This window comes from Amycolatopsis sp. VC5-11 (assembly GCF_037034185.1).
GTDB lineage: Bacteria > Actinomycetota > Actinomycetes > Mycobacteriales > Pseudonocardiaceae > Amycolatopsis > Amycolatopsis nivea.
This window is the reverse complement of sequence record NZ_JBAGKF010000002.1, coordinates 29856-51155: the sequence shown is the minus strand read 5'-3', so window position 1 is coordinate 51155 and position 21300 is coordinate 29856. Positions and strand designations below refer to the sequence as shown.

The 21300-nt window shown below is 67.6% G+C and carries 29 protein-coding genes and 1 tRNA gene; 23 read left to right on the top strand and 7 right to left on the bottom strand.

Going from position 1 to position 21300, the window contains the following annotated elements:
• Positions 1-51: 51 nt before the first annotated feature.
• Positions 52-597 (top strand): LppA family lipoprotein, encoded by a 546-nt coding sequence (locus tag WA670_RS07625; protein WP_336157224.1) that lies wholly within the window; start codon positions 52-54, stop codon positions 595-597.
• Positions 598-1146: 549 nt separating this feature from the next.
• On the opposite strand, the gene WA670_RS07620 is transcribed toward WA670_RS07625, so the two are convergent.
• Entirely contained in the window at positions 1147-1584 is a 438-nt protein-coding gene (locus tag WA670_RS07620; RefSeq protein WP_336157223.1) for a type II toxin-antitoxin system VapC family toxin, read from the bottom strand.
• 1060 nt (positions 1585-2644) lie between these two features.
• A complete protein-coding gene (locus WA670_RS07615; protein ID WP_336157222.1) occupies positions 2645-3433 on the bottom strand; it encodes a GntR family transcriptional regulator in 789 nt (262 codons plus the stop codon).
• A 119-nt stretch (positions 3434-3552) separates the two neighbouring features.
• Here WA670_RS07615 and WA670_RS07610 point away from each other — a divergent pair, with 119 nt between their 5' ends.
• From WA670_RS07610 to WA670_RS07525, 18 genes are all read left to right on the top strand, one after another.
• Positions 3553-3936 (top strand): hypothetical protein, encoded by a 384-nt coding sequence (locus WA670_RS07610; RefSeq protein WP_336157221.1) that lies wholly within the window; start codon positions 3553-3555, stop codon positions 3934-3936.
• Positions 3937-4277: 341 nt separating this feature from the next.
• Positions 4278-4448, top strand: a complete 171-nt coding sequence (locus WA670_RS07605; protein WP_336157220.1) for a hypothetical protein — start codon at positions 4278-4280, stop codon at positions 4446-4448.
• Positions 4449-4554: 106 nt separating this feature from the next.
• Positions 4555-4689, top strand: a complete 135-nt coding sequence (locus WA670_RS07600; RefSeq protein ID WP_336157219.1) for a hypothetical protein — start codon at positions 4555-4557, stop codon at positions 4687-4689.
• Positions 4686-4850 (top strand): hypothetical protein, encoded by a 165-nt coding sequence (locus WA670_RS07595; protein ID WP_336157218.1) that lies wholly within the window; start codon positions 4686-4688, stop codon positions 4848-4850. The genes WA670_RS07600 and WA670_RS07595 overlap by 4 nt, the downstream gene beginning before the upstream one ends.
• A gap of 1 nt (position 4851) precedes the next feature.
• A complete protein-coding gene (locus WA670_RS07590) occupies positions 4852-5019 on the top strand; it encodes a hypothetical protein (RefSeq protein ID WP_336157217.1) in 168 nt (55 codons plus the stop codon).
• Between the two features lie 7 nt (positions 5020-5026).
• Positions 5027-5290, top strand: a complete 264-nt coding sequence (locus tag WA670_RS07585; protein WP_336157216.1) for a hypothetical protein — start codon at positions 5027-5029, stop codon at positions 5288-5290.
• Between the two features lie 3 nt (positions 5291-5293).
• Positions 5294-5476: a hypothetical protein gene (locus WA670_RS07580; protein WP_336157215.1), complete on the top strand. Its 183-nt coding sequence runs from the start codon at positions 5294-5296 to the stop codon at positions 5474-5476.
• Between the two features lie 100 nt (positions 5477-5576).
• Positions 5577-6950, top strand: coding sequence for an FtsK/SpoIIIE domain-containing protein (locus WA670_RS07575; RefSeq protein WP_336157214.1), 1374 nt, complete (start codon positions 5577-5579; stop codon positions 6948-6950).
• Positions 6947-7168 carry a hypothetical protein gene (locus WA670_RS07570; protein WP_336157213.1) on the top strand — a complete coding sequence of 74 codons (222 nt, stop codon included), beginning with the start codon at positions 6947-6949 and terminating at the stop codon, positions 7166-7168. The genes WA670_RS07575 and WA670_RS07570 overlap by 4 nt, the downstream gene beginning before the upstream one ends.
• A gap of 26 nt (positions 7169-7194) precedes the next feature.
• A complete protein-coding gene (locus WA670_RS07565; protein ID WP_336157212.1) occupies positions 7195-7563 on the top strand; it encodes a hypothetical protein in 369 nt (122 codons plus the stop codon).
• A 4-nt stretch (positions 7564-7567) separates the two neighbouring features.
• Positions 7568-7789 (top strand): hypothetical protein, encoded by a 222-nt coding sequence (locus tag WA670_RS07560; protein WP_336157211.1) that lies wholly within the window; start codon positions 7568-7570, stop codon positions 7787-7789.
• Positions 7786-8208, top strand: coding sequence for a hypothetical protein (locus WA670_RS07555; protein WP_336157210.1), 423 nt, complete (start codon positions 7786-7788; stop codon positions 8206-8208). The genes WA670_RS07560 and WA670_RS07555 overlap by 4 nt, the downstream gene beginning before the upstream one ends.
• A 3-nt stretch (positions 8209-8211) precedes the next feature.
• Positions 8212-8439: a hypothetical protein gene (locus tag WA670_RS07550; RefSeq protein WP_336157209.1), complete on the top strand. Its 228-nt coding sequence runs from the start codon at positions 8212-8214 to the stop codon at positions 8437-8439.
• 14 nt (positions 8440-8453) lie between these two features.
• Positions 8454-9176 (top strand): DUF2637 domain-containing protein, encoded by a 723-nt coding sequence (locus WA670_RS07545; RefSeq protein ID WP_336157208.1) that lies wholly within the window; start codon positions 8454-8456, stop codon positions 9174-9176.
• A gap of 21 nt (positions 9177-9197) precedes the next feature.
• A complete protein-coding gene (locus WA670_RS07540) occupies positions 9198-9431 on the top strand; it encodes a hypothetical protein (RefSeq protein ID WP_336157207.1) in 234 nt (77 codons plus the stop codon).
• A 93-nt stretch (positions 9432-9524) separates the two neighbouring features.
• Entirely contained in the window at positions 9525-10895 is a 1371-nt protein-coding gene (locus WA670_RS07535; protein WP_336157206.1) for a replication initiator, read from the top strand.
• A complete protein-coding gene (locus WA670_RS07530; protein WP_336157205.1) occupies positions 10867-11043 on the top strand; it encodes a helix-turn-helix transcriptional regulator in 177 nt (58 codons plus the stop codon). Before WA670_RS07535 ends, WA670_RS07530 begins: the two co-directional genes overlap by 29 nt.
• Positions 11043-12272, top strand: a complete 1230-nt coding sequence (locus WA670_RS07525; RefSeq protein WP_336157672.1) for a tyrosine-type recombinase/integrase — start codon at positions 11043-11045, stop codon at positions 12270-12272. Before WA670_RS07530 ends, WA670_RS07525 begins: the two co-directional genes overlap by 1 nt.
• 13 nt (positions 12273-12285) lie before the next feature.
• Here WA670_RS07525 and WA670_RS07520 read toward each other — a convergent pair.
• From WA670_RS07520 to WA670_RS07510, 3 genes are all read right to left on the bottom strand, one after another.
• Positions 12286-12359 (bottom strand) — tRNA-Leu (locus WA670_RS07520).
• Positions 12360-12439: 80 nt separating this feature from the next.
• Positions 12440-13768 carry an NAD(P)/FAD-dependent oxidoreductase gene (locus tag WA670_RS07515; protein WP_043836597.1) on the bottom strand — a complete coding sequence of 443 codons (1329 nt, stop codon included), beginning with the start codon at positions 13766-13768 and terminating at the stop codon, positions 12440-12442.
• Between the two features lie 84 nt (positions 13769-13852).
• Entirely contained in the window at positions 13853-14536 is a 684-nt protein-coding gene (locus tag WA670_RS07510; protein ID WP_037820283.1) for a uracil-DNA glycosylase, read from the bottom strand.
• 52 nt (positions 14537-14588) lie between these two features.
• Here WA670_RS07510 and WA670_RS07505 point away from each other — a divergent pair, with 52 nt between their 5' ends.
• The gene (locus WA670_RS07505; RefSeq protein ID WP_043836594.1) at positions 14589-16079 is read left to right on the top strand and encodes a S10 family peptidase; all 1491 of its coding nucleotides are present in this window, start codon (positions 14589-14591) and stop codon (positions 16077-16079) included.
• 41 nt (positions 16080-16120) lie between these two features.
• Here the strand turns inward: WA670_RS07505 and WA670_RS07500 are convergent, their stop codons facing one another.
• Both WA670_RS07500 and WA670_RS07495 read right to left on the bottom strand, forming a co-directional pair.
• Entirely contained in the window at positions 16121-16723 is a 603-nt protein-coding gene (locus tag WA670_RS07500; RefSeq protein WP_037820278.1) for a response regulator transcription factor, read from the bottom strand.
• On the bottom strand, positions 16720-17853 hold the full coding sequence (locus WA670_RS07495) for a sensor histidine kinase (protein ID WP_205673340.1): 1134 nt from the start codon (positions 17851-17853) through the stop codon (positions 16720-16722). The genes WA670_RS07500 and WA670_RS07495 overlap by 4 nt, the downstream gene beginning before the upstream one ends.
• 135 nt (positions 17854-17988) lie before the next feature.
• On the opposite strand from WA670_RS07495, the gene WA670_RS07490 reads away from it, so the two are divergent.
• From WA670_RS07490 to WA670_RS07480, 3 genes are all read left to right on the top strand, one after another.
• Positions 17989-18873 (top strand): ABC transporter ATP-binding protein, encoded by an 885-nt coding sequence (locus WA670_RS07490; RefSeq protein ID WP_336157203.1) that lies wholly within the window; start codon positions 17989-17991, stop codon positions 18871-18873.
• A gap of 18 nt (positions 18874-18891) precedes the next feature.
• Positions 18892-19611, top strand: a complete 720-nt coding sequence (locus tag WA670_RS07485) for an ABC transporter permease (RefSeq protein WP_275294530.1) — start codon at positions 18892-18894, stop codon at positions 19609-19611.
• A 165-nt stretch (positions 19612-19776) separates the two neighbouring features.
• Positions 19777-21168 (top strand): alpha/beta fold hydrolase, encoded by a 1392-nt coding sequence (locus WA670_RS07480; RefSeq protein ID WP_336157202.1) that lies wholly within the window; start codon positions 19777-19779, stop codon positions 21166-21168.
• The last annotated feature ends 132 nt before the right edge of the window (positions 21169-21300 follow it).

Below are 21300 nucleotides of genomic sequence, written 5' to 3'. Positions count from 1 at the left end.
CTCGTGGCTCGGCCCGACTATCAACGGCCCGAAAGACGGTAGAAACGTCTCGTGCCCCTACGCCCTCGATCCGCCGCCCGCCTCGCGGCATTGGCCCTCGCACTAGCCCTGACCGGCGGCTGCGGCCAGACAGCCCCCGAGGGTTACGCCCAACTGATGAAGCTCCCCGACATCGACCAGGCCAAAGCCACCTATGCCGCCATGACCGCCGCCATCCGTGACCGGCTCACCGCCGATTTCGGCCGCACCTGGGAACAAGGAGGCGAGCTCAGCGGAGGAACCTGCGGCAACGACTACCCCGGTCTCGACGCCGACGATCGCGAGTTGCGCCTGCCCCGCTGGGACTCGCCCGGCAACCTGCCCGACAACGACTGGTCCCGCGCCCAGGCTCTGGTCGGCCAGATCGCCGCGGGCTACGGCTTCAACTCCACGCCCAAGGTCTTCACCAACCAACCCGGCACCCACACCGTGGCCTACGGCAAGCCCGACGGCGCACTCCTGCACTTCGGCACCGGCAAGTACACCACTCTACGTGTGGAGACCGGCTGCCATTTGACGGCCGAAGCACACCGCCGCGGCGGCCCCAAGCCCGATTAGCAGCAAACCCGCCCGGCGACCGAACGCACCAACCGGGTGGTCCATACCTTTACCGACCAGGCGGCGCACACCCGGGCGCGGCGATAAACGGTGCCCCCGACGGGGTTCGAACCCGCACTGGGTCGATTTCCGGACGGCAGTGGGCGACGTTGATCGTCCACTGCCGTCCTTGTCTACTACCTGCGACATTAGCAAACGCAACTACTGGTTGATCGGTGTTGCCGGTCATCGCGTGGCGTCAAAATCCAGGGGTAAACCGTGGATTGATCTTGCCGCCGCGACGCACTCGGCCGAACAGGACGGCGTACCGCTCGGATGCGGACCCGACCTGCGACACCGGCTTTTGTGGATCATATTGGTTGACGCTAGGCGACAGTGATCAACCTGGGCCACTGCCAGCATTGTTTGCAAATGCGATTGAGTGTCGCCGGGCAACTTTGTTGGTCACTGGCACTCGTTTGGCGAGGGTAGAGCGTGAGCAGGTTGCCACAAACTAGCTGAAGCTGCGAACGGAGCCTGAGCGAAGACGCGGCGCAGACGGCTCACAACCTAGGGAACGAGACCTTCAGGATGAAGATTGAACCATTCAACATATCGCGGAATTATCTGCGCGAAATGACGTCTATCAACCGTCGCAATATCTTTTGTCCGATAGTTTTCCGCAGCCGCAACCACTGATGCATCAGTGCCGCCGAGCCCTTTGTACTTGCGCACAAGGTGGCTCATACGCTCCAGGTCAGAGCGACTCGGGGTATATAGCTTGAACTGCTGATCTACGCCTAGCTGACTGAGAAATTGGGCCTCGCCCTCATCGCCTAGAGGGCTTTCGTGCAGCCAGTAGCATACTTCAGCAACAACCAGACTCGACACCACGAATGGTCGCGTGCGGACAGAGGTAAGCCACTCTGCGCAAATTTCGTGATACTTATCAGTGCGGTCCAACGCCGCGTAAAGAACACCAGTATCGATAATCACAGGATTCCGCACAGCGATTATGATTCCTTGCTTCTAGGTGTCCCTCTTCGCGTCTTGGTAGCCAGCTCTGAAATGTCTTCGCGACCGCTTGACAAAAGCCCAATAATTCCCGGAACAGGGTAGTTTCTCGCCGCCGGTACAGGTTTCTTCGGCGCACGAGGAGTGGGTTGCGGGCTCGGGGGGAGCGCGGTGCCCCTCGCGATCGGCGCAGACGTCCTGCTCCGCAGCGCGTACACGCCGGTGACGGGTGCAGGCTTAGAGATGCCCATATCCCTCTTTCGAACACCCTTTCGAAGTCCGCGCATGATCGACTCATCGGGCGCGCGACCCGAGAGTGCATCCGGCTTCGCCTTGCGAGGACTCATGCAGACATTCTACGGGATCGAATGCGCCCCCGGAAACCGCAGGTCAGGGGCTTAAGCCGGGGTCATTCTCGCAACCACCTACTAGTGGGTGACCTCTCCGCCATCTCGTCGACCTGGCGCAGCCCGATCACGCCGGGTCAAGGGGGCACCTTCCTGCGGTCCGCAGCATGCCGGCCGAACTGCCCCCTTGACGCGGCGTGATAGCCCTCGGGGAGGTCGGCGGGATGGCGGCAGGTCACTCACGGACGCAACGTGCGCGCGGTCCCGACCATCTCGGAGACCTGCCCGTCCGGCGAGGACATTCTTTTCTTCTTGGACGCGGCCCCAGGTGCAGCCGCCGGGCCGGGTGCGTGGGTGCCGGAGGCGGGTCCCGCGTGCCCGGCCCGAAAGCGGCGCGGCCCCGCAGGGGCCGCCTTGAACAAGAAAAGAAACTCTGAACACAGTGGTCACGCCGTGCGGGGCGGCAACTCGTACGCAGGGGTGAACTCGGAACCGCAGCGGTAGCACTTCGACGCGGAGTAGGAGACCTCTGTGCTGCCACACTCGGGGCAACCGTGCAACCGGGCTGGCGTCACTTCGCCGAAGTCAATGAGAAGAGTCGGAGTCTCGGCACCGTAGGGGTGCTCGTGATCGACGGTTCCGTCGGTGTTCGTGGCGATAGGTGCATCGTCTGTTTCGGCATGATGCGGCATCGGGTGGCCAACTCCCTACTTAGGACGGTCCATCATGTACACGAACTCGTAGCGATCAGTCGGGAAGACGATGTCGGCGGCTTCGATGGGGACGAGGTCGTCAGAGTCACCTTGCGTAGCACGGACCGTCTGGCGAATCTCCATGACGGGCACACCAGGCGGGATCGCGAGTTCGACGCTTTCTGCGGAAGTGGGCTGCCGAACGATCAGGCGTTCTTCGATCTGGGACAGCGTCCACCCGATCGCGCGGAACCTTGCATTCAGCCCATGCGTGCCATGTGGACCTTCGTGCGGGTGCTCGATGGCAGTGCCACCGGTGATGCGGCGAGGTTCCCACGAGACGGAGGTGCTCATCGGCTGCCCGTCGGCAGAGATCTTGTACCGCGTCTTCGTAACGTCTTCGCCGGTTGGAATGTCCAGCCTTTGGGCCACCCAGTCTGTAGCTGCTTCGACAGTGGTGTGGTGGTCCGCGGTAGGCGTCCGCCCGGCGCGGCCCGCTTCGCGAACGTAGGTTCGCTCGTCCTGCTCGAAGTGGCGATAGGGCATGGTGCGCAGCATGACGTTCATCTGCGCGACGTAGGTGCCCTTGCCGTTGATCGTGTAGACGAGACCTTCGCTCTGGAGAACCTGCAGCGCCTTCTTGCTCGTGATCATGCTGACGCCGTACTGGTCGCACAGAGCCTTTGCACTGGGGATCGGGTCGTCGACGGCGAGGATGCCCTCGCGAATCTTGTGCCGGAGGTCCTCGGCGATCTGCATGTACTGAGGCAGGGCCTTCTGACGGGGTAGGTCGTTACTGGTCATTGGTCAGTGTCCTTAGTCCGTTCAGGTGAACGACCGGGTATGCTTTGACATACCAGGTATGGACTTGCATACTGGGTATGTCACACGATACCAGCCCGGCCTGCACCTGGAGGTTAGACATGCAAGACATCCCGTTCTACAGCGGCGGTTACAAGTTCCTGGTCACCGAAGCGCCCGTGATGAAGATGCGGGAGGTCAAGGGCGAGATGGTCCCTGCGGTGGACAAGCAGAGCGGTGAGGCGTCGTTCGTGGTGATGCTGTTCGCGAAGCCGCGCCAGGCTGGTCGCAACGGTCGGATCGGCAAGGGCGAGGAGATCAAGGTGACGCTGGCGACGGACCCGGGTGAGGGGTTCGACGAGGGCACCTATGTGGAGCTGGTCGATCCGGTGCTGAACACGTGGCAGACGACGAACGACGAGGGGCGGATCACGGGGTCGGGTCTGTGGTTCAAGGCTGAGGGGTTGAAGCCTGCCGGTGCTGGCGCGGTCCGCGACGCTGCCTGACCGGTTTCGCGACCGGCGGGTGTCCGGTCCCTCGGCGGCTGCCTCCCCGGCCGTGCGCGGATAACACCACCCTGGAGCCCTTCCCAAGTCGGTTGGCTGCCCGTTTTCGAGTCGGGCGAGGGCGCTTTTCGTTCATTGACAAATTCAGAGTGGGCCGATCCATGCCAAAAATACGCGCCTTTTGTGGTGGCGCGCCTCGATTCCCGGGTGCTTTTTGTCCGGGGGTCCTGGGGTTTCACCACGGATTCGCATTGCGGAAGGGAGAACGGCATGCACACGGTTTTCGCGGCTCGGGACGGGCTGTCGACGTTCGACCCGTACGGCCCGAAGCGGGGCTTGTGATGTCCGAGGACATGGTGCACATCGAGGCTGAACACCAGTGGTTGAAGGGTGTTCGCACGAGTCTGTGCGGGCTGGTGTTCGGGCCGGGGCAGCACGAGCGGGTGTGGTTCTTCGCGTGGGGCGTGCCCCGCTGTCAGGACTGCGAACGGATCGACGAGCGGGGCTCCTGATGGCCGCGCACGCGTGCACGGCGAAATTTTTCTTGTCGGCAACGGGAATCGCGACCTGTCAGGTCTGTTCCCGGCAGTGGCATTACTTCGAGAAATAGGAGGTTCAGTGATGGTGGCGAATTTCAGTCCGTTTCTGTTCTGGCTGGTGCTGACCGGCTGCTTGGCGATCGTGTCGCCGGTGCTGGCCGGGCTGACGGTCGCGGCTGCGGTGGCGACGCTGGTGCACCGGAGCAAGCGATGAGCCGCCCGGTGCGCGTCGGAGTCGTGATTCGGATGCTCGCGGCCCGGCTGGAAGCGCAGCGGGCGCTGGCGCTGGCGGAACCGGCGGACGACCTGGCATGGCAGGCGGGCTACTGCGAGGGCCTCAAGGACGCGCAGTCCGTGATCCGGAAGGACTCCTGACATGCCGGAAATCGTCGCCATCATCGAGGCCGCACAGACCGCTTACCGGCGGTTCGTCGCGGCGGAGCCCGACCGGGACATCCGGGTCGCGGTCGGCAACGCGGTCGGGTTCCTGACTGCGGATCTCACCACGGCGGCCGAACTGACCGCCGCAACACGGGAAGGGTGACGGACCCATGCAGGTGGGTTACCTGAATCGCCGGGCGCAGCAGCGCTACGGCACGTTCACCGCGGCTCTGGACCTTGTGGCCGAGGTGCTGGCCGAGGTCGACAAGCTCATCGACGCCTACGACGACGGGCACGAGGCGGAGTCGTGGACGATCTCGACGCGGGACGAGCTGAAAGCGTTCCGCACCAAGGCGTTCGACGAGTTGGACCGGTTGCGGACGCTGGGCAAGAAGCACGAGGCGGAACTCGTTTCGCGGGATTGGAGGCTCTGAGCCATGGCGCATCAGGTTGACCGGGTCGTGGACGACCTGCATTCGGCGATGAGCACGCTCAAGGACGCGATGCGCGGCATGCCGGTGCACCAGCACGGGTTCAAGGCCGCGCACGACAAGGCCGCCCGCGCGATGGGCACGCTGTCCACGGAGCTGCTGGACGCGCGCCCCGCGCTGACGCACTAGACCGAACACGCATTTTCGCACGAGACCGGCCCCGCCCTCTGTCCTTGCCGGACGAGGCGTGCGGGGCCGTTTTCGTGCTGCAGGAAGGGAGTACACCGCGATGAAGAACCGCATTCCGAAGTCGGACCGCCGGGCGGGTTTCGAGTTCCGGGGTCTCAAGTGGACCGCCCGGCACCCCGGTTCGGTGCTTATGCCGGCCGGATTGGCGACCTCGGGGCTGGAGCTGGGGTGGACCGCGACCGGCGGGATGGTCGGCGGGGCGACGCTGGGGCTGTGCACCTGGTACCGGGCGCACCCGGACACGTTCGACCACTACGCCGCTCCGCGGATCCGGGCTTGGCGTCGCCGCTGGTCGAAGTACTGCGGGCCGAAGCTGAACAAGGCGCTGCAGGCGTGCGACCTGTACGTCACCAACCGCCGAACCGGCAAGGCCGACTTCCCCCGGGTGGTTCGGGTGCAGTCGTTCTCGCCGTCGGTGGACACGGTGACGCTCCTGCTGCCCCCGGGCATGGGACGGCGCGCGTTCAACGACAAGCTCGAAGACCTCGCGGACACGCTGCGGGTGGAGCGGATCGCGCTGGAGCGGGTCAAGCCCGGCCAGGTGTCGCTGATCATCGAACGCCGCGAGCCGTTCACCGAGACCATCCCGGCCCCGGACATGCCCGAGGAATCCGGCGCGGTCGACCCGGGCGACATCTACGTCGGCGACACCGAGTACGGCACCGACTGGCGGCTGTCGGTCCTGGGCAAGCACACCTTCATCGCCGGGGCGACCGGGGCGGGCAAGAACTCGATCCCGCTGTCACTGCTGCGCGGGCTGGCTCCGCTGATCCGGGACGGCCTGGTCCGGCTGTGGATCTGCGACCCGAAGCAGATGGAGTTCCGCAAGCTGGAAGGGGTCGCGCACCGTTACGAGCACGACGAGGCGGCCTGTGCGGAGCTGGTGCGGGAGTTCATCGAGGACTTGCGCCGGGTGCAGCGGGACTTCGCCGCGACCGGCAAGCGCAAGATCACGATGTCGCGGGAGACGCCGCTGAACCTGCTGGTCGTGGACGAGATCGGCGCTCTGCTGGCCTACGGCGACGGCACGATCGCCCGCACGCTGCGCAAGGACCTTGCGATCGCCGTGTCGCAGGGCCGGGCGACCGGGCATTCCACGATGGCCCTGGTGCAGGAACCGACCAAGGACACCGTGCCGGTGCGGGACCTGTTCCCGGTCCGGATCTGCCTGCGGGTGACCTCGCAGTCGCATGTGGACATGGTGCTCGGGGACGGTGCCCGGCTGCGCGGGGCTCTCGCCGACGAGATCCCCGAAAGCGAGGACACCGCCGGAATCGGGTTCGTGATCCGGCCGCGTTCGCGGGTCCCGCAGCGCGTCCGCGCCGCGTACGTCTCTGACCGGGAGCTGGACGAACTGGTCGCGTTCATCCTCCGCGGCTACCACGCCGGTCCCGCGCTGTCGGTGGTCGCATGAGCTACCGCGAAGACCGGCACCAGGACTTCCTGGCCTGCCTGTCGGTCACGTCGGACCGGGCGGGGCTCTGGTGCGACGCCGTGCGCCAGGAACGGGAACGGCACCTCGGGGCCGTCGACACCGACACGCTCGTCGACGATCCGGAGTACTCCGCCGCGCTGGACGTGTTCGGCGCCCTCTCCGACGTGCTGAGCCTCGCCCGCCGGGTCGGCGCATGACTGTCCCCATCGGACAAGGAGAAGCGATGCAGCAGCTCGTCTACTACCCGTGCCTGGTGCACGAGACCTACTGGGTGGTCAGCTACCAACGCTCCGGCCTCCGACGGCAGAACTTCACGCAGATCGCGGCGCGCACCACCGACGAGGGCGAGGCGCGCGCCGCGTTCGACCGTCTCGCAGACGAGGGCCTGACTCCGGATCTGAGCCGCTACGACGAGGTGTTCTTCCCGCGCTGCGGGGTGTGCGGCGAGCGCCCGTACGGGGCCTCGGCGACCCGGCCGGAACTGTCCTGGGACGCGGTGCTCCAGGCGATCTATTTCGAGCCCGCCTGGGCGGCCACCTCCGAACAGCTCGTGTTCTGCCCGCACCACCGACCCGAAAACGCAGAGGAGTAAACCCATGTGGCGCATCGGCTTTTACGTGTGGCGGGCGTGGCTGTGGCTCAAGCTTGGCGCACCCGCCCTGCTCGTCCTGATCGTCATCTACGCGGCACAAGGCCCGTCGGCGCTGTTCTGGAGCACGCTGGTGGTGTTCGGGTGCATCGGGCTCGGCGTCGGGATCGCGGTCGCGGACTTCCGCAACCGGGAGTTCGGGCCGGTCGGCCGGGAGCGCGTCCGGTGACCCGCCGCGACCCGGCACAGCTCGGCCTCTTCGGCACCGTCGACACCGCCCCGGCTCCGCAGTCCGGCCGCCAGTGCCCGCCTGCCCGGGCCTCCCGCCGCAAGAACACCGGCGGGGGCACGAACCCGTCGGTCGCGAAGGACGTGCTCGCCGAAGTCCGCGACGGGCGTTTCGCGTTGCTGGACGACACGGACCGGGTGCTGGTGTTCGAGGACACCGACCGCGTCCGCGCCGCCCTGGACGAAGACGTCGTGCACCACCTGATCTCCGGCGGCTACGTCGCCCGGGGCGGCTCGCGCGACGTGGTGTCGGCGATGCACGGCGCGATCCGACGGCCGGTCACACCGCTCAAGCTCACCGCGCGCGGCCGCACGACGCTGCAGCGCTGGTCCAACCTCGCCCGCACGGAAGGGATCTGACCGATGGAGCACCACTTCGGCGAGAACATCGCCGACGCGTTCCGCCAGATACAGGCGGTCGTCGACGAGTTCCACGAGCTCTACACGCTGGAGCGCGGCATGCACGACGGCGAACCGTGGTTCGTCCAGCCCCGCCTGGCCGAGCTGTCCGGCGAGCTGGCCCGCTGGCTCGACACCTACGCCGGGGTGTTCCACCGCTCCGCGGAACGCTTCCGCACCGGCCGCGAGTAGAAGGAGGAAACCTCATGTCCACTGCGGACAGTGCGCACGCGGCTCGTCGGCTGGTGGACATCGTCCGTCTGCTGGTCGCCGCGACGCTCGGCCTGATCGGCGCGGCGGCCGGGTTCACCCACACCCACGACTGGGCCGTCCACCACGGACAGACCGGCTGGATCGCCTGGGCCGACGCCGTGGTCATCGAGGGCATCGTGATCGTGGCCGGGTTCGAGGTCCAGCGCGACCACCGCACCGGCCGACACCGCCGGTTCAGCTTCCCCCTCGGCGTCCTGGTCGCCGGGTTCGGCGTGCAGATGACCGCGCAAGTCGCGCTCGCCGAACCCACCCCGGCCGGGTGGCTGGTGGCCGCGATGCCCGCCCTCGGGTTCCTCGTGGTCGTCAAGCTCCTCATGCGCCGCGCCCCCGCCGAGCCCGCCCCGGCCGCACCACCGATCCCGGCACCGGCCGAACCCGCCGACGCAACGGCTCCGGCGGCAATGCCGGCAGAACCGGAGACCGCGCCCGCACCACCGGCACCAGCCGCACCGGCCGTGCGCCCGGCTGCCCGGCTGAAGCTCCCGCCGGAGATCGCCAGCCGCGTCCACGCCGCCGCCGACGCCGCCCGCGACGAAGGCCGCGACCTCACCGCCGACGACATCCGCCGCGCCGCCCGCGTCCCCGACGCCATGGCCGCCCGCATCGTCGCCGACCTGACCAGCCACAACGGACACCCGGTCACCGCATCCGCCTGACGAGACAAGGGAAAACCGACCATGCGCATCCGCCTGATGGGCACCGAAGCCGAGATCGCCGCCGTCGCGGCGCGCATCGCGACCGTGGTGGAAGTCCAGGAAGCCAGCGACTTTTACCCCAACCGCGGCACGTCGACCCTCGGCCGCGTCTACCTGACCGTCGCCGTGCCCACGGACCCCGGTCCGCTGCGCGCCACGGCCGAACGCGCCGACGACACGCCGCGCCTGCGAAACCGGCGCGAACTGGAGAGCTGAACCACCCCGCACCGACCGACGGCGCGGGAGCTGGCCCTCACCGGCTGGTTCCCGCGCCGTTTTCCATGCCCGCCCACGGAAAGGGCCACCGACATGCACACGTTGGACGACCGCATCGCCTACCGGGTCCGGATGCGCGACTACGACGAATGGCGCGCCAAAGTGCACGCCGTCAACGGCTGCGCCCGCCCGATCCGTCTCGGAGGCGCGCACCAGCTCCAGGACGCGGCCAGCGGGCAGGTGCTGCACCACCACGGCGGCGACATCTTCGTCCCGTGCGGCAACCGCCGCGAATCGGTCTGTCCGTCCTGCTCCGACCGCTACGCCGCCGACGCCTTCCACCTCGTCCGCGCCGGACTGATCGGCGGCCACAAAGGCGTCCCCGAGCACGTCACCGACCGCCCCCGCGCGTTCGTCACCCTCACCGCGCCCTCGTTCGGGCCGGTGCACCACGCCCGCACCAGCGCGCGCGGCAAGCGCATCCCTTGCGGCTGCGGGGAATACCACCTCGACGCCGACCCGCGCGTCGGCACCCCGCTCGACCCGGACACCTACGACTACACCGGATCGGTGCTGTGGCAGGCACACGCCGGGGTGCTGTGGCAGCGGTTCACCACCCGGCTGCGCCGCGAGATCGCCAAACGCGCCGGGCTCAAAGCCCGCGAGTTCGCCGAACAAGCCCGGCTCTCCTACGGGAAGGTCGCGGAATACCAGCGGCGCGGGCTCGTCCACTTCCACGCCGTGGTCCGTATCGACGGCCCGGACGGCGCAGCCGACCCCGCCCCGGCCTGGGCGCACCCGGACCTCCTGGAAGACGCCGTCTACGCCGCCGCCGGAGCCGCCTACGCCACCACCCACCTCCCCGACGGCACGCCGCTCGTGCTGACCTGGGGCGACCAGGTCGACGTCCGCCGCATCGAACCCATGGGCTCGGCCGAGCTGGAGGACGATGCCGGCCGAATCAGCGAAGCCCGCCTCGCCGCCTACATCGCCAAGTACGCGACCAAAGGCACCGGCAAAAGCGAAGCCGCGGACCGGCCTATCCGCTCCGAACGCGACATCGCGCACCTGCGGGTCTCCGACCACCACCGCCGCATCATCCAGACCGCCTGGGACCTTGGCGCGCTCGAACCCTACGAGGACCTGAACCTGCGCCGCTGGGCGCACATGCTCGCCTTCCGGGGCCACTTCCTCACCAAGTCCCGCGCCTACTCCACCACCTTCAAGGACATCCGCGGCGACCGCCGCCGCTTCCGGCTCGAGGAAACCCTGGAACGCCTCGGCCTCACCGACCGCGCCGACACCGTCGCCGTGGTCAACAACTGGACCTTCGACGGCGCGGGCTACAGCGACGACGCCGAACGCGAACTCGCCGCTGCCATCGCCTACCGCATCCGCGACGACCGCAAACACAAATACAGCAAGGAAAACGACCATGGACAACAAACTGCTCACCGTCACTGACCTCGCCGACTACCTCAGCGTCCCGGTCAACACCGTCTACCAATGGCGCAAGACCGGCAAAGGCCCGAACGGCTACCGCATCGGCAAATACGTCCGCTTCCGCGCCGACGAGGTCGACGCCTGGATCGCAGAACAGGCGAGCGCCTGATGGCCCGGCCACCGCTGGAGATCGGGACGCACGGCAAGATCCGATTCGAGGACACTGCCAAGGGTGTGCGTGCCCGCACCAGCTACCGGGGCTACGACGGGAAGGTGCGCGATATCGAGCGCACTGGGCCGTCCCGTCCGAAAGCAGAACGGGCGCTCAAGAAGGCGGTTAACGAGGCGCTGAAGGCACCGGGTGGCGGCGACATCGACCGCAACACCAAGTTCTCCGTAGCGGCGGAGAAGTGGCTCGTTCGCCAGGAACAGCGCGTGGACGCAGGTGAACGGGCACCCGGGACGCTCGACAACTACCGGAGCATGCTCAAGAACCACGTGTTGCCCGCGTTCGGCGAGCTTCGCCTTTACGAGGTGACGGTGCCGCGGCTGAGTGCGTTTCTGCCTGCGGTTCAGGCGAAATCAAGCGCGGCGCACGCTCGGACGGCACGCGCGGTGGTGGGTGGAGTCCTGGCGTACGCGGCTCAGGAGGGCGCTATCGGTGCCAACCCGATCCGCGATGCTGGCCGGATTGAAGGCGGAAAGCGGAAGAAACCGCGCGGGCTTGCCCCGGCCGAGCGAAAGGCTCTGCTGGAGAAGTTCGAGGCGGACAAGAAGGCGGCAGCGAAGGATCTGCCGGACCTGATGCGCTTCATGCTGGCCACCGGCGTGCGGATCGGTGAGGCTCTCGCGGTCTTCTGGGAGGACGTCGACCTGGAGCGGCGCACCGTCCTGGTGGATTGGAAGGTCGTCCGCATTCGGGGAGTCGGCTTGCGGCGCGTGCAGCAGCTCAAGACGGACGACGGGGACCGCAAGCTGCCTCTGCCCGAATGGGCAGTGTCGATGCTGCGGGAGCGGTGGCGGATAGCGCAGGAGGACGGGCGCGAACGCGCCAGCGCGGTGTTCCCGGACTCGTTGGGCGGACTCCGCGATCCCTCGAACACCCGGCGGGACATTCGCAATGCCCGTGGCACTGACGAGTTCGCCTGGGTCAAGTCGCACGCGTTCCGGAAGACCACTGCTACCGTGCTGGACGATGCGAAGGCCAGTTCCCGGCAGATCGCGGATCAGCTCGGGCACAGCAAGCCGTCGATGACGCAGGACGTGTACATGGACCGCACCACGGTCTCGCCGGAGAACGCGGTCGCGTTGGAAAGCATGTGGCTCGACCCGGGCTCCGGCAATTCCGGGGATAAACCGGGGGTTGATCTTGAACGAGCCTCGGAAGAGTCGTCCTGACCAGCAGAAACGGTGCCCCCGACGGGGTTCGAACCCGCACTGGGTCGATTTTAAGTCGACTGCCTCTGCCAATTGGGCTACGGGGGCCCACCCACCCTAGCGAACCCGCCCCCGGACACGACAAAGCCGGGCCGCCCGAAGACGACCCGGCTTCACCGGAAAACCGCTCAGCCCTTGCTGGCCCGGTTGAACTCTTCCTTCGGGTTGTTGATCTGCCCCAGCGAGATGACCTCGCGCCGGAACAGGCCGCCCAGCATCCAGTCGAACAGGATGCGGATCTTGCGGTTCCACGTGGGCATCGCCTTGAGGTGGTAGGCGCGGTGGAAGAGCCACGCCGGGAAGCCCTTGATCTTCAGGTTCAGCGCGTCCGCCACGCCCTTGTGCAGGCCGAGGCTCGCGACCGCGCCCAGGTTCTTGTGGAAGTAGTCCTTCGGCTGTCCGCCGCGGATCACCTTGATGATGTTCTTCGCCAGCAGGCGGGCCTGGCGGACCGCGTGCTGGGCGTTCGGCGGGCAGGTCGCCGTCGGGTCCTGTTCGGTGCGCGACAGGTCCGGGATGGCCGCGTTGTCGCCCGCGGTCCAGACGTCCGGGTGGCCGACCACCTGCATCGCGGCGGTGGCCTCGACGCGGCCGCGCTTGTCGAGCGGCAGGTCCGAGCCGGCGAGGACCGGGTTGGCCTTCACGCCCGCGGTCCAGATGATCGTGTCGGTGTCGAACTCGGTGCCGTCCGAGAGCACGACGTGGCCGTTTTCGAACGACTTCGCCGCGGTCGACAGGTAGACCTCGATGCCGCGCTTCTCCAGCTGCTGCACCGTGTACACACCCAGCGTCTCGCGCACCTCGGGCAGGATCCGCCCGGCCGCCTCGACCATCACCCAGCGGATGTCCGCCGGCTTGATGTTCGGGTAGTAGTTCTCGACCGCGAAGCGGGTCATGTCCTCGAGCTCGGCCAGCGCCTCGATGCCCGCGAACCCGCCGCCGACCACGGTGAACGTGAGCAGGCGCTTGCGCAGCTCGGGGTCGAGCGTGCTGGCGGCCTCGTCCAGCTTGGTCATGATGTGGTTGCGCAGGTAGATCGCTTCGCCGATGGTCTTGAAGGCGATGCCCTCCTCGGCGAGGCCGGGGATCGGCAGGATCCGCGCGACGGCGCCGAGCGCGACCACGAGCACGTCGTAGTTCAGCGTCTCGATGTGGCCGTCGGCCGCTTCGACCGTGACGGCCTTGCGCTCGTTCTCGATCTTCGTGACCCGCGCGGTCAGCACGTGGCAGCGCTTCAGCACGCGGCGCAGCGGCACGACCACGTGCCGCGGCTCGATCGCGCCGGCCGCCGCCTCGGGCAGGAACGGGGCATAGGTCATGTGCGGCTGCGGGTCAACGACGGTCACGGAGGCCTCGTTGGCGCGCAGCATCTTCTGAAGCCCGTACGCGGTGTACAGGCCGACGTATCCACCACCGAGGACGAGGATCCGAGTCGGTTCCGACTTCGCAGCAGCCATGTACCTATAGTCGCACTTCCGAAGCGGCTCCGCTCGGGTACCCCACCCCGCTGTGACCAGCATCGCCACGCTGGTTGTCACGATTCAGATGAGCCCGGCCGCCGAGGCCGCGGCGGTGAACGCGCTCACCACCATGGGCTGTGTCACACGACCGGTCTGGACATTGCGCGGTGACACGTGGTAGCAGCCGAACACCGCAAGGTCGCCGACCTGCATCCGGGCGCCGTGTGCGAAGGCCGGACGCGGTTTCGGCACCGGCCAGCCGGCGGCGGAAAGCACGGGCAGCAGCGCCTGCCAGCCGAACGCGCCGAGCACGACGATCGAGCGCAGGGTCGGGCGCAGCAGGTCCAGCTCGTCGGCCAGCCAGTGCCGGCAGTTGTCCCGTTCGGCGGGGGTCGGCCGGTTCTCCGGCGGCGCGCAGCGGACCGGCGACACGAGCCGGGTGCCGCGCAGCGTGAGGCCGTCGCCGATGGCGGCGGACACCGGCTGAGACGCCAGGCCGACCTCGTACAGCACGCGGAAGAGGAAGTCGCCGGACGGATCGCCGGTGAACATCCGGCCGGTGCGGTTGGCCCCGTGCGCGGACGGCGCGAGCCCGACGACGGCCAGCGCGGCGTCCTCCGCGCCGAAACCGGGCACCGGCCGCGCCCAGTACTCCTGCCCGGCGAACGCGGCCTTCGTCCCCGCCACGCCCTCGCGCCATTCGACGAGCCGCGGGCACGCGCGGCACCGCACCAGTTCCGCGTCGAGCTCGGCGAACGTGCGCATCGATCTCCTCCGCTTGGTGTGCTGCCACGGTAACGCGGGATAGGTTGGGGCCATGGCCGACACCACCGCGGACGAGACCGCCGAGAAGACCAAGGACGAGGAGACGAAGGCGGCGGAGCCCGTCGACGACCTCGTCACGACGCAGCACACGCTCACCGTCAAGCGGCGCAAGCTCGCCTACACCGCCCAGACCGGCCGGATCGTGCTCCGCCAAGAGGTCAAGAAGGACGGCAAGTCCGAGGGCCACCAGGCCAAGGCCGAGGTTTTCCTCACCGCCTACACCCTCGACGACGCCGACCCCGGCACGCGACCGGTCACCTTCGCCTTCAACGGCGGCCCCGGTTCCTCCAGCATCTGGCTCCACATGGGCCTGCTCGGACCGCGCCGGGTGCTGTCCGGCGACGTCAACGACCCGGTGCCGCCGCCGTACGGGCTCGAGGACAACCCGGAAAGCCTGCTCGCGCACAGCGACCTGGTGTTCATCGACCCGGTCCAGACCGGCTACTCGCGGGTGACCGAGGGCGGCGAATCCCAGCCGTACACCGGTTTCCAGGGCGACGTCGAATCGGTCGCGGAGATCATCCGGCTGTGGGTTTCGCGCAACCAGCGCTGGCTGTCGCCGAAGTTCCTGGCCGGCGAGTCGTACGGCACGCTGCGCGCGGCCGCGCTGGCCGGGCACCTGCAGGAGCGCTACGGCCTGTACCTCAACGGCCTGATGCTCATCTCGTCCGTTTTGGACCTCGGCACGCTGCGGTTCCACGAGGGCAACGACCTGCCGTACTCGCTGTTCCTGCCCACGTACGCGGCGATCGCGCACTACCACGGCCGGCACGGCGAACGGCCGCTCGACGACGTGCTCGCCGACGCCGAGGACTTCGCCTCGAAGGAACTGCCGTGGGCGCTTTCCCGCGGCGCGCGGCTGTCCACTCAGGACCGTACCGAGGCGGTGCAGACGCTGGCGTCGCTCACCGGGCTCAGCGAGTCCTATGTGGACCGGGTGAACCTGCGGATCGAGCACGTCCGGTTCTTCACCGAACTGCTGCGCGACCAGGGCAAGACCGTCGGCCGGATGGACGGCCGGTTCACCACGTGGGAACCGGACGGCGGCGTCGAGCACATGAGCGACGACCCCTCGGTGTCGCGGATCATCGGCGCCTACTCCGCCGGGTTCAACCACTACGTGCGCGCCGAACTCGGCTACGAGAACGACCTGCCGTACGAGATCCTGTCCACCGAGGTGTTCAAGGCCTGGTCCTACAAGGAGTTCGAGGGCCGTTCGGTGTCCGTTGTGGACACCTTGAGCGCGGCGATGCGGGCCAACCCGCACCTGCAGGTCCACGTCGCGTTCGGACACTACGACGGCGCGACGGCGTACTACGCGTCCGAGTACGTGCTTTCGCAGCTGAAGATCCCGGAGGAGCTGCGGGAGAACATCGACACGGCTTACTACCCGGCCGGGCACATGATGTACGTGCACGAACCGTCGCGGGTGCAGCAGTCGAAGGACTTGGGCAAGTTCGTGAAGAAGGCGTCCAACCGCTGACCTGGTGAAGTGCCTATGCCGGTGCTCACCGGCATAGGCACTCACAACCAGTCGTGCTCCCGCGCATACCGCGCCGCCTCGTGCCGCGTTCGCGTCTGCGTCTTCTGCATCGCGTTCGACAGGTAATTCCGCACCGTCCCCTCCGCCAGGTGCAGCTGCGTCGCGATGTCCGCGACCGAATACCCCTCCCGCGTCGCCCGCAGCACGTCGATTTCCCGCACGGTCAACGGACAATCGTCCACCACCGCGAGCGCCGAGACGTCCGGGTCGATCCAGCGTTTGCCCTCGTCCAGCGTCCGGATCACCGCCGCGATGTGCGCCGGTTCCGCCGATTTGCTGACGAACCCCTGCACACCGAGCTTCAACGCCTTGCGCAGCACGCCCGGCCGCGCGTGCCGGGTCAGCATCAGGATCACCTGCTCCGGCCGCTCCCGCCGGATCCGCGCGACCGCGCCCAGACCGTCCACATTGGGCATCTCCAGGTCGATCACCAGCACGTCCGGCCGATGCTCCACAGTGGCCCGCACCGCCGCCTCGCCGTCTTCCGCCTCGGCGAGCACGGTGATCTCGTCCTCCATCGGCAGCAACGCGGCCATCGCCTTGCGGAGCAGGGCCTCGTCGTCAGCTAGCACTACCGTCGTCATCGCTTCTCCGGGAAGGCCGCGGCCGTCACGAATCGGCCGTCCTTCTGCTCCACGGTCAATTCTCCGCCCTCATCCGCCAGCCGGTCCGCCAAAGTGGACAGTCCACTCAGTACCGGCTCCTCGCGGTCCGGAACGCCGTCGTTGACGATGCTGATCCCCGTTTCGGTCAACGTGATCCGCACCTGCCGGGCTTGTGCGTGCCGGAGGATGTTCGTGGTGGTCTCGCGCAACACCTGGCCAAGCAGTTCGTCCGCCCCCGAACCGGCCTCCGCGAGCCGTTCGACCCGCACGTGGATTCCCGCCGCCTCGAAGAGGTTCTTCGCGTTCTCCAGCTCCGCGGACAGATTGAGCCTGCGCTGGGCGTAAGCGAGTTCCTTGGTCTGCACGATGGTTTCGCCGACCAGGGTGTGCACCTCGCGCAATTCCTCTTGCGCGCGTCCGAGATCCCGGTGGAGCAGCTTCTCCGCGAGCGCGACCTTCAGCTTGACCACGTGCAGCGTGTGCCCCTGGATGTCGTGCAGCTCGCTGGCGAACCGGACGCGCTCCCGGACCACCGCCAGCTCGGCTTCCTTCTCCCGCGACTCCTCCAGTTCCACGACGAGGTCGTAAAGCTTCTGGCTGGCGAACATGAACACGGTCGACAACGCCGCGGCCAGGGCCGGGGCGACGACAAAAGCGAGCAGCCGCCCGCCGACCTTGTCGTCGTACACCAGCAGGTTCGTCGCGCCGATCGCGCCGGTCAGCACCGCGAGGCCGACCAGTGCGGCGAACCGGTGCCGCACCAGCGGCGGGATCAGGAACGACCCGACCATGGTCAGTCCGTAGAACGCCGCGCTCTTGTCGCTGAGCGCGCCGGCGAGCCAGACGAACGCGGTGAGCACCAGACACGGACGCGCGACGCGGAGGAAGTCGCCGGCGGTCCAGCGTTCCGCGGTCACCACGGCGGCCAGCAGCCCGATCACCTGGATGACGACGTGCCACCAGGTCTTCGACGCGAACACCACCAGCAGCAGCCCGACGAACACCAGCGGCGGCATCACCGTGATGAGGTTGAGCCGTCGCAACCGGTCCTGGACCACGCTGCTGGCCCAGGCCGTGCGGCGAGTCCACGGAGGACGGATCTCGATCATGGTGCTCCAGCTTCGGCCACGGAATTCGGTCCCAGCATGCCGCAGCCGCCAAGGGCCCACCAGTGACGCAGCGTCATGTTTTCGGCTGACGTGGCCGCACTACTCCCGACCAGCGGATCCGGCTGGAATCGGAGCATGTCCACGACCCCAGTCATCGAAGTCGACCGCCTGAATCTCACTTACGGCGACTTCCAGGCCGTGCGCGATCTGTCGTTCCAGGTCGCCCGCGGCGAACTGTACGCGCTGCTCGGCACGAACGGCGCCGGGAAGACCTCGACGCTGGAGACCGTCGAAGGCCACCGCAAACCCAGCTCCGGCTCCGTGCGGGTGTTCGGCAAAGACCCGCGCGACCGCGCTTCGGTGCGTCCCCGGATGGGGATCATGCTGCAGGAAAGCGGCTTCTCGCCGGACCTGACCGTGCGCGAGTCGATCCGGCTGATCGGCAGCCTGACCCAGCGCGACGACAACGTCGAGCGGCTGCTCGGCATCACCGACCTCACCCGCAAAGCCACCACCAGGGTGTCGCAGCTGTCCGGCGGTGAGAAGCGACGGCTCGACTTCGCGACCGCTGTGTACGGGACACCGGACCTGGTCTTCCTCGACGAGCCGACCACTGGTCTGGACATCCAGTCGCGCGACGCGCTCTGGGACGCCGTGGACCGGCTCCGCGAGGACGGCACCACCATCGTCCTGACCACGCATTACCTCGAGGAAGCACAGCAGCGCGCCGATCGCATCGGCCTGATGCACCAGGGCACGCTCAACCGCGAAGGCACCGTCGCCGAACTGACCCGGACGCTGCCCGCGACCATCCGCTTCGGACTTCCGCCGCATGCCCCGGTGCCGCCGCTGCAAGCGACCCGCGAAGAGGACGGCCGATTCCTCATCGAAACCTTCGGCCTGCAGAAAGACCTGCACACCCTGCTCGGCTGGGCAGCGGACTACGCCGTGGAACTAGCCGAACTAGAAGCCGGACCGACGCGGCTGGACGACGTCTTCCGCGCCATCAGCAACGCGTAATCACCGAAAGGCTTTCCGATGCTCTCCATTGCCCGCGGCGAACTGATCCAGCTCTTCCGGAATCGTCTGGTGCTGGTCACCTCATTGATCCTGCCCGTCGCGTTCAGCGCTTTCTTCATCTCCCGGCACGAAACCTTCGCTAAACTCGGCAGCCTCGGTTATATCGCAGCACTGACGCTTTTCTTCATTACCGCGATCGGCCTGTACACCACCACCGTCACTACTCTCGCCGCTCGACGGCAGAACCTCTTCCTCAAACGCCTGCGCTCCACCGCGGCGAGCGACTCCGGCATTCTCGTCGGCCTGCTCCTGCCGATCACCGCGATCACCACCATCCAGGTCGGCGTCATCCTCGCCGTGCTCGGCGCGGTCACCGGCGCACCGAAAAACCCGCTGCTGCTGGTCGTCGCGGTCGTCGCCACCATCGGCATGATGGTCGCGCTCGGCCTGGCCACCGCCGGCCTCACGAACTCCCCGGAGCACGCCCAGGTCACCACGCTGCCCATCACGGTCGCGGTTCTCGCGGTAGCAAGTTGGATCGGAATCACCGGAACCGAACAGCTGTCCCTGCTGAAACGCCTTCTTCCCGGCGGCGCGGCCACCGAACTCGTATTGAATTCCTGGAATGGCGGAAGCTCGGCAACCGACTCGCTAGTCCTGTTCGGCCCGATCGCGGCGTGGCTGATTCTCAGCGTCACGCTGGCGACCCGGCTATTCCGCTGGGAACCGCGCCGCTGACCCCTTCCGGTGCCGAGGAGATCGGAGTAACGTCGGCGGCGTTCTCGATCATCGACGCGGCCGGGGGTCGGCCTGACCAGCGGTCGAACCGTCCGCGAACACAGCTTTCGTGCATTTCCCTTCAGTTTCCTGAGTTCGCTTGTTCTCAGCAAAGGACGGAAACCCGTGCGAAAACAATTGCTCGCCGTAGTGGCGGCCGCCACGCTCACAGCGACCGCCGTTCCCGCCCACGCCTCCCCGGCGAAATCCACGGTGAACTGGGGCGCGTGCCTGGCCGACGTCGCGTCGCCCGGCTTGCAGTGCGCGTCGCTGGAAGTGCCGCTGGACTACCGGCATCCCGACGGGAAGAAGATCAGCCTCGCGATTTCCCGCCTGCCGAGCACCGACCCGGCCAAACGGCGCGGAGTACTGCTGTTCAACCCGGGCGGCCCCGGCGAACCCGGGCTCGCCTTCCCGCCGACCTGGGCGCGGATCGGAGTGCCCGCGAGCCTGCTCGCCGAGTACGACCTGATCGGCTTCGATCCGCGCGGGGTCGCCCACAGCACGCCGGTGAGCTGCGATCTCGCTCCGGAGCAACTCGCCTTCACCCCGAAATACGCGCACAACCGCGAAGAAGTCGTGCAGGCCTCGACGGCCGCCAAGCAGATCGCCCGGCAATGCGCCGCTTCGGCGTCCGCGGCGATCCTGCCCTACGTCACCACCGCGAACACCGCCCGCGACATGGACCGGATCCGCGCCGCGCTCGGCGAGCAGAAGATCTCCTACTTCGGCCTGTCGTACGGCACCTACCTCGGCGGGGTCTACGCCTCGCTGTTCCCGGACCAGACCGACCGCGTCGTGCTCGACAGCGTCGCCGGGCCGACCGGCGTCGACCTCACCACCGCCCGCCGGTTCGCCGAGGGAATGCAGGACCGCTTCCCGGACTTCGCGAAATGGGCCGCGATGCGCGATTCGACCTACGGACTCGGCAGCACTCCCGCCGAGGTCACCGCGACCTTCTTCAAACTCGCGGACAAACTCGACCAGCACCCGGCCGCCGGCCTCGACGGCTCGCTCTTCCGCCTGGGCACGCACAGCCTCACCTACCAGACGCTGACCTTCCCCAGGCTGGCCCAGACGTGGCAAGCCCTCCTCAACGACCAGTCCCCGCCCGGCTCGCTGCTGCCGCCCGCCACGGGGCAGGAACAGAGCGAGCGGGCGACCATGCTGTCGGTCCTGTGCGGCGACAACTCCTGGCCCCGGACGATTTCGACCTACCAGCGGAATGTCGTGGCGGACCGGGCCGCTTATCCGATGCTCGGCGGCGCGACCGCGAACGTCTGGCCGTGCGCGGCCTGGCCATACCAGCCCGTCGAACCGGCAGTGCAGTTCAGCGACCAGGGACCGTCGAACCTGTTGCTGGTCCAGAACATGCGCGATCCGGCGACCCCGCTGTCCGGTGCCCTCGAAACCCGCGAGGCGTTCGGCGACCGGGCTCGAATGGTCACTGTGGACCACAGGCGGCCATGGCGTCGGACTCCCGTACCTGAATGGCTGCGGTTTCAACGCCGTCGCTGACTACCTGGTAAACGGAATCCGCCCGGCGACGGACAAATTCTGCGGTGCCGAGGCGAGTGTCAAGTCACTTACTCCGCAGCAACAGGAGGCCGCGAGCAAGCTGGCAGAGCGGCTGCGGCAGTACTGAACCGC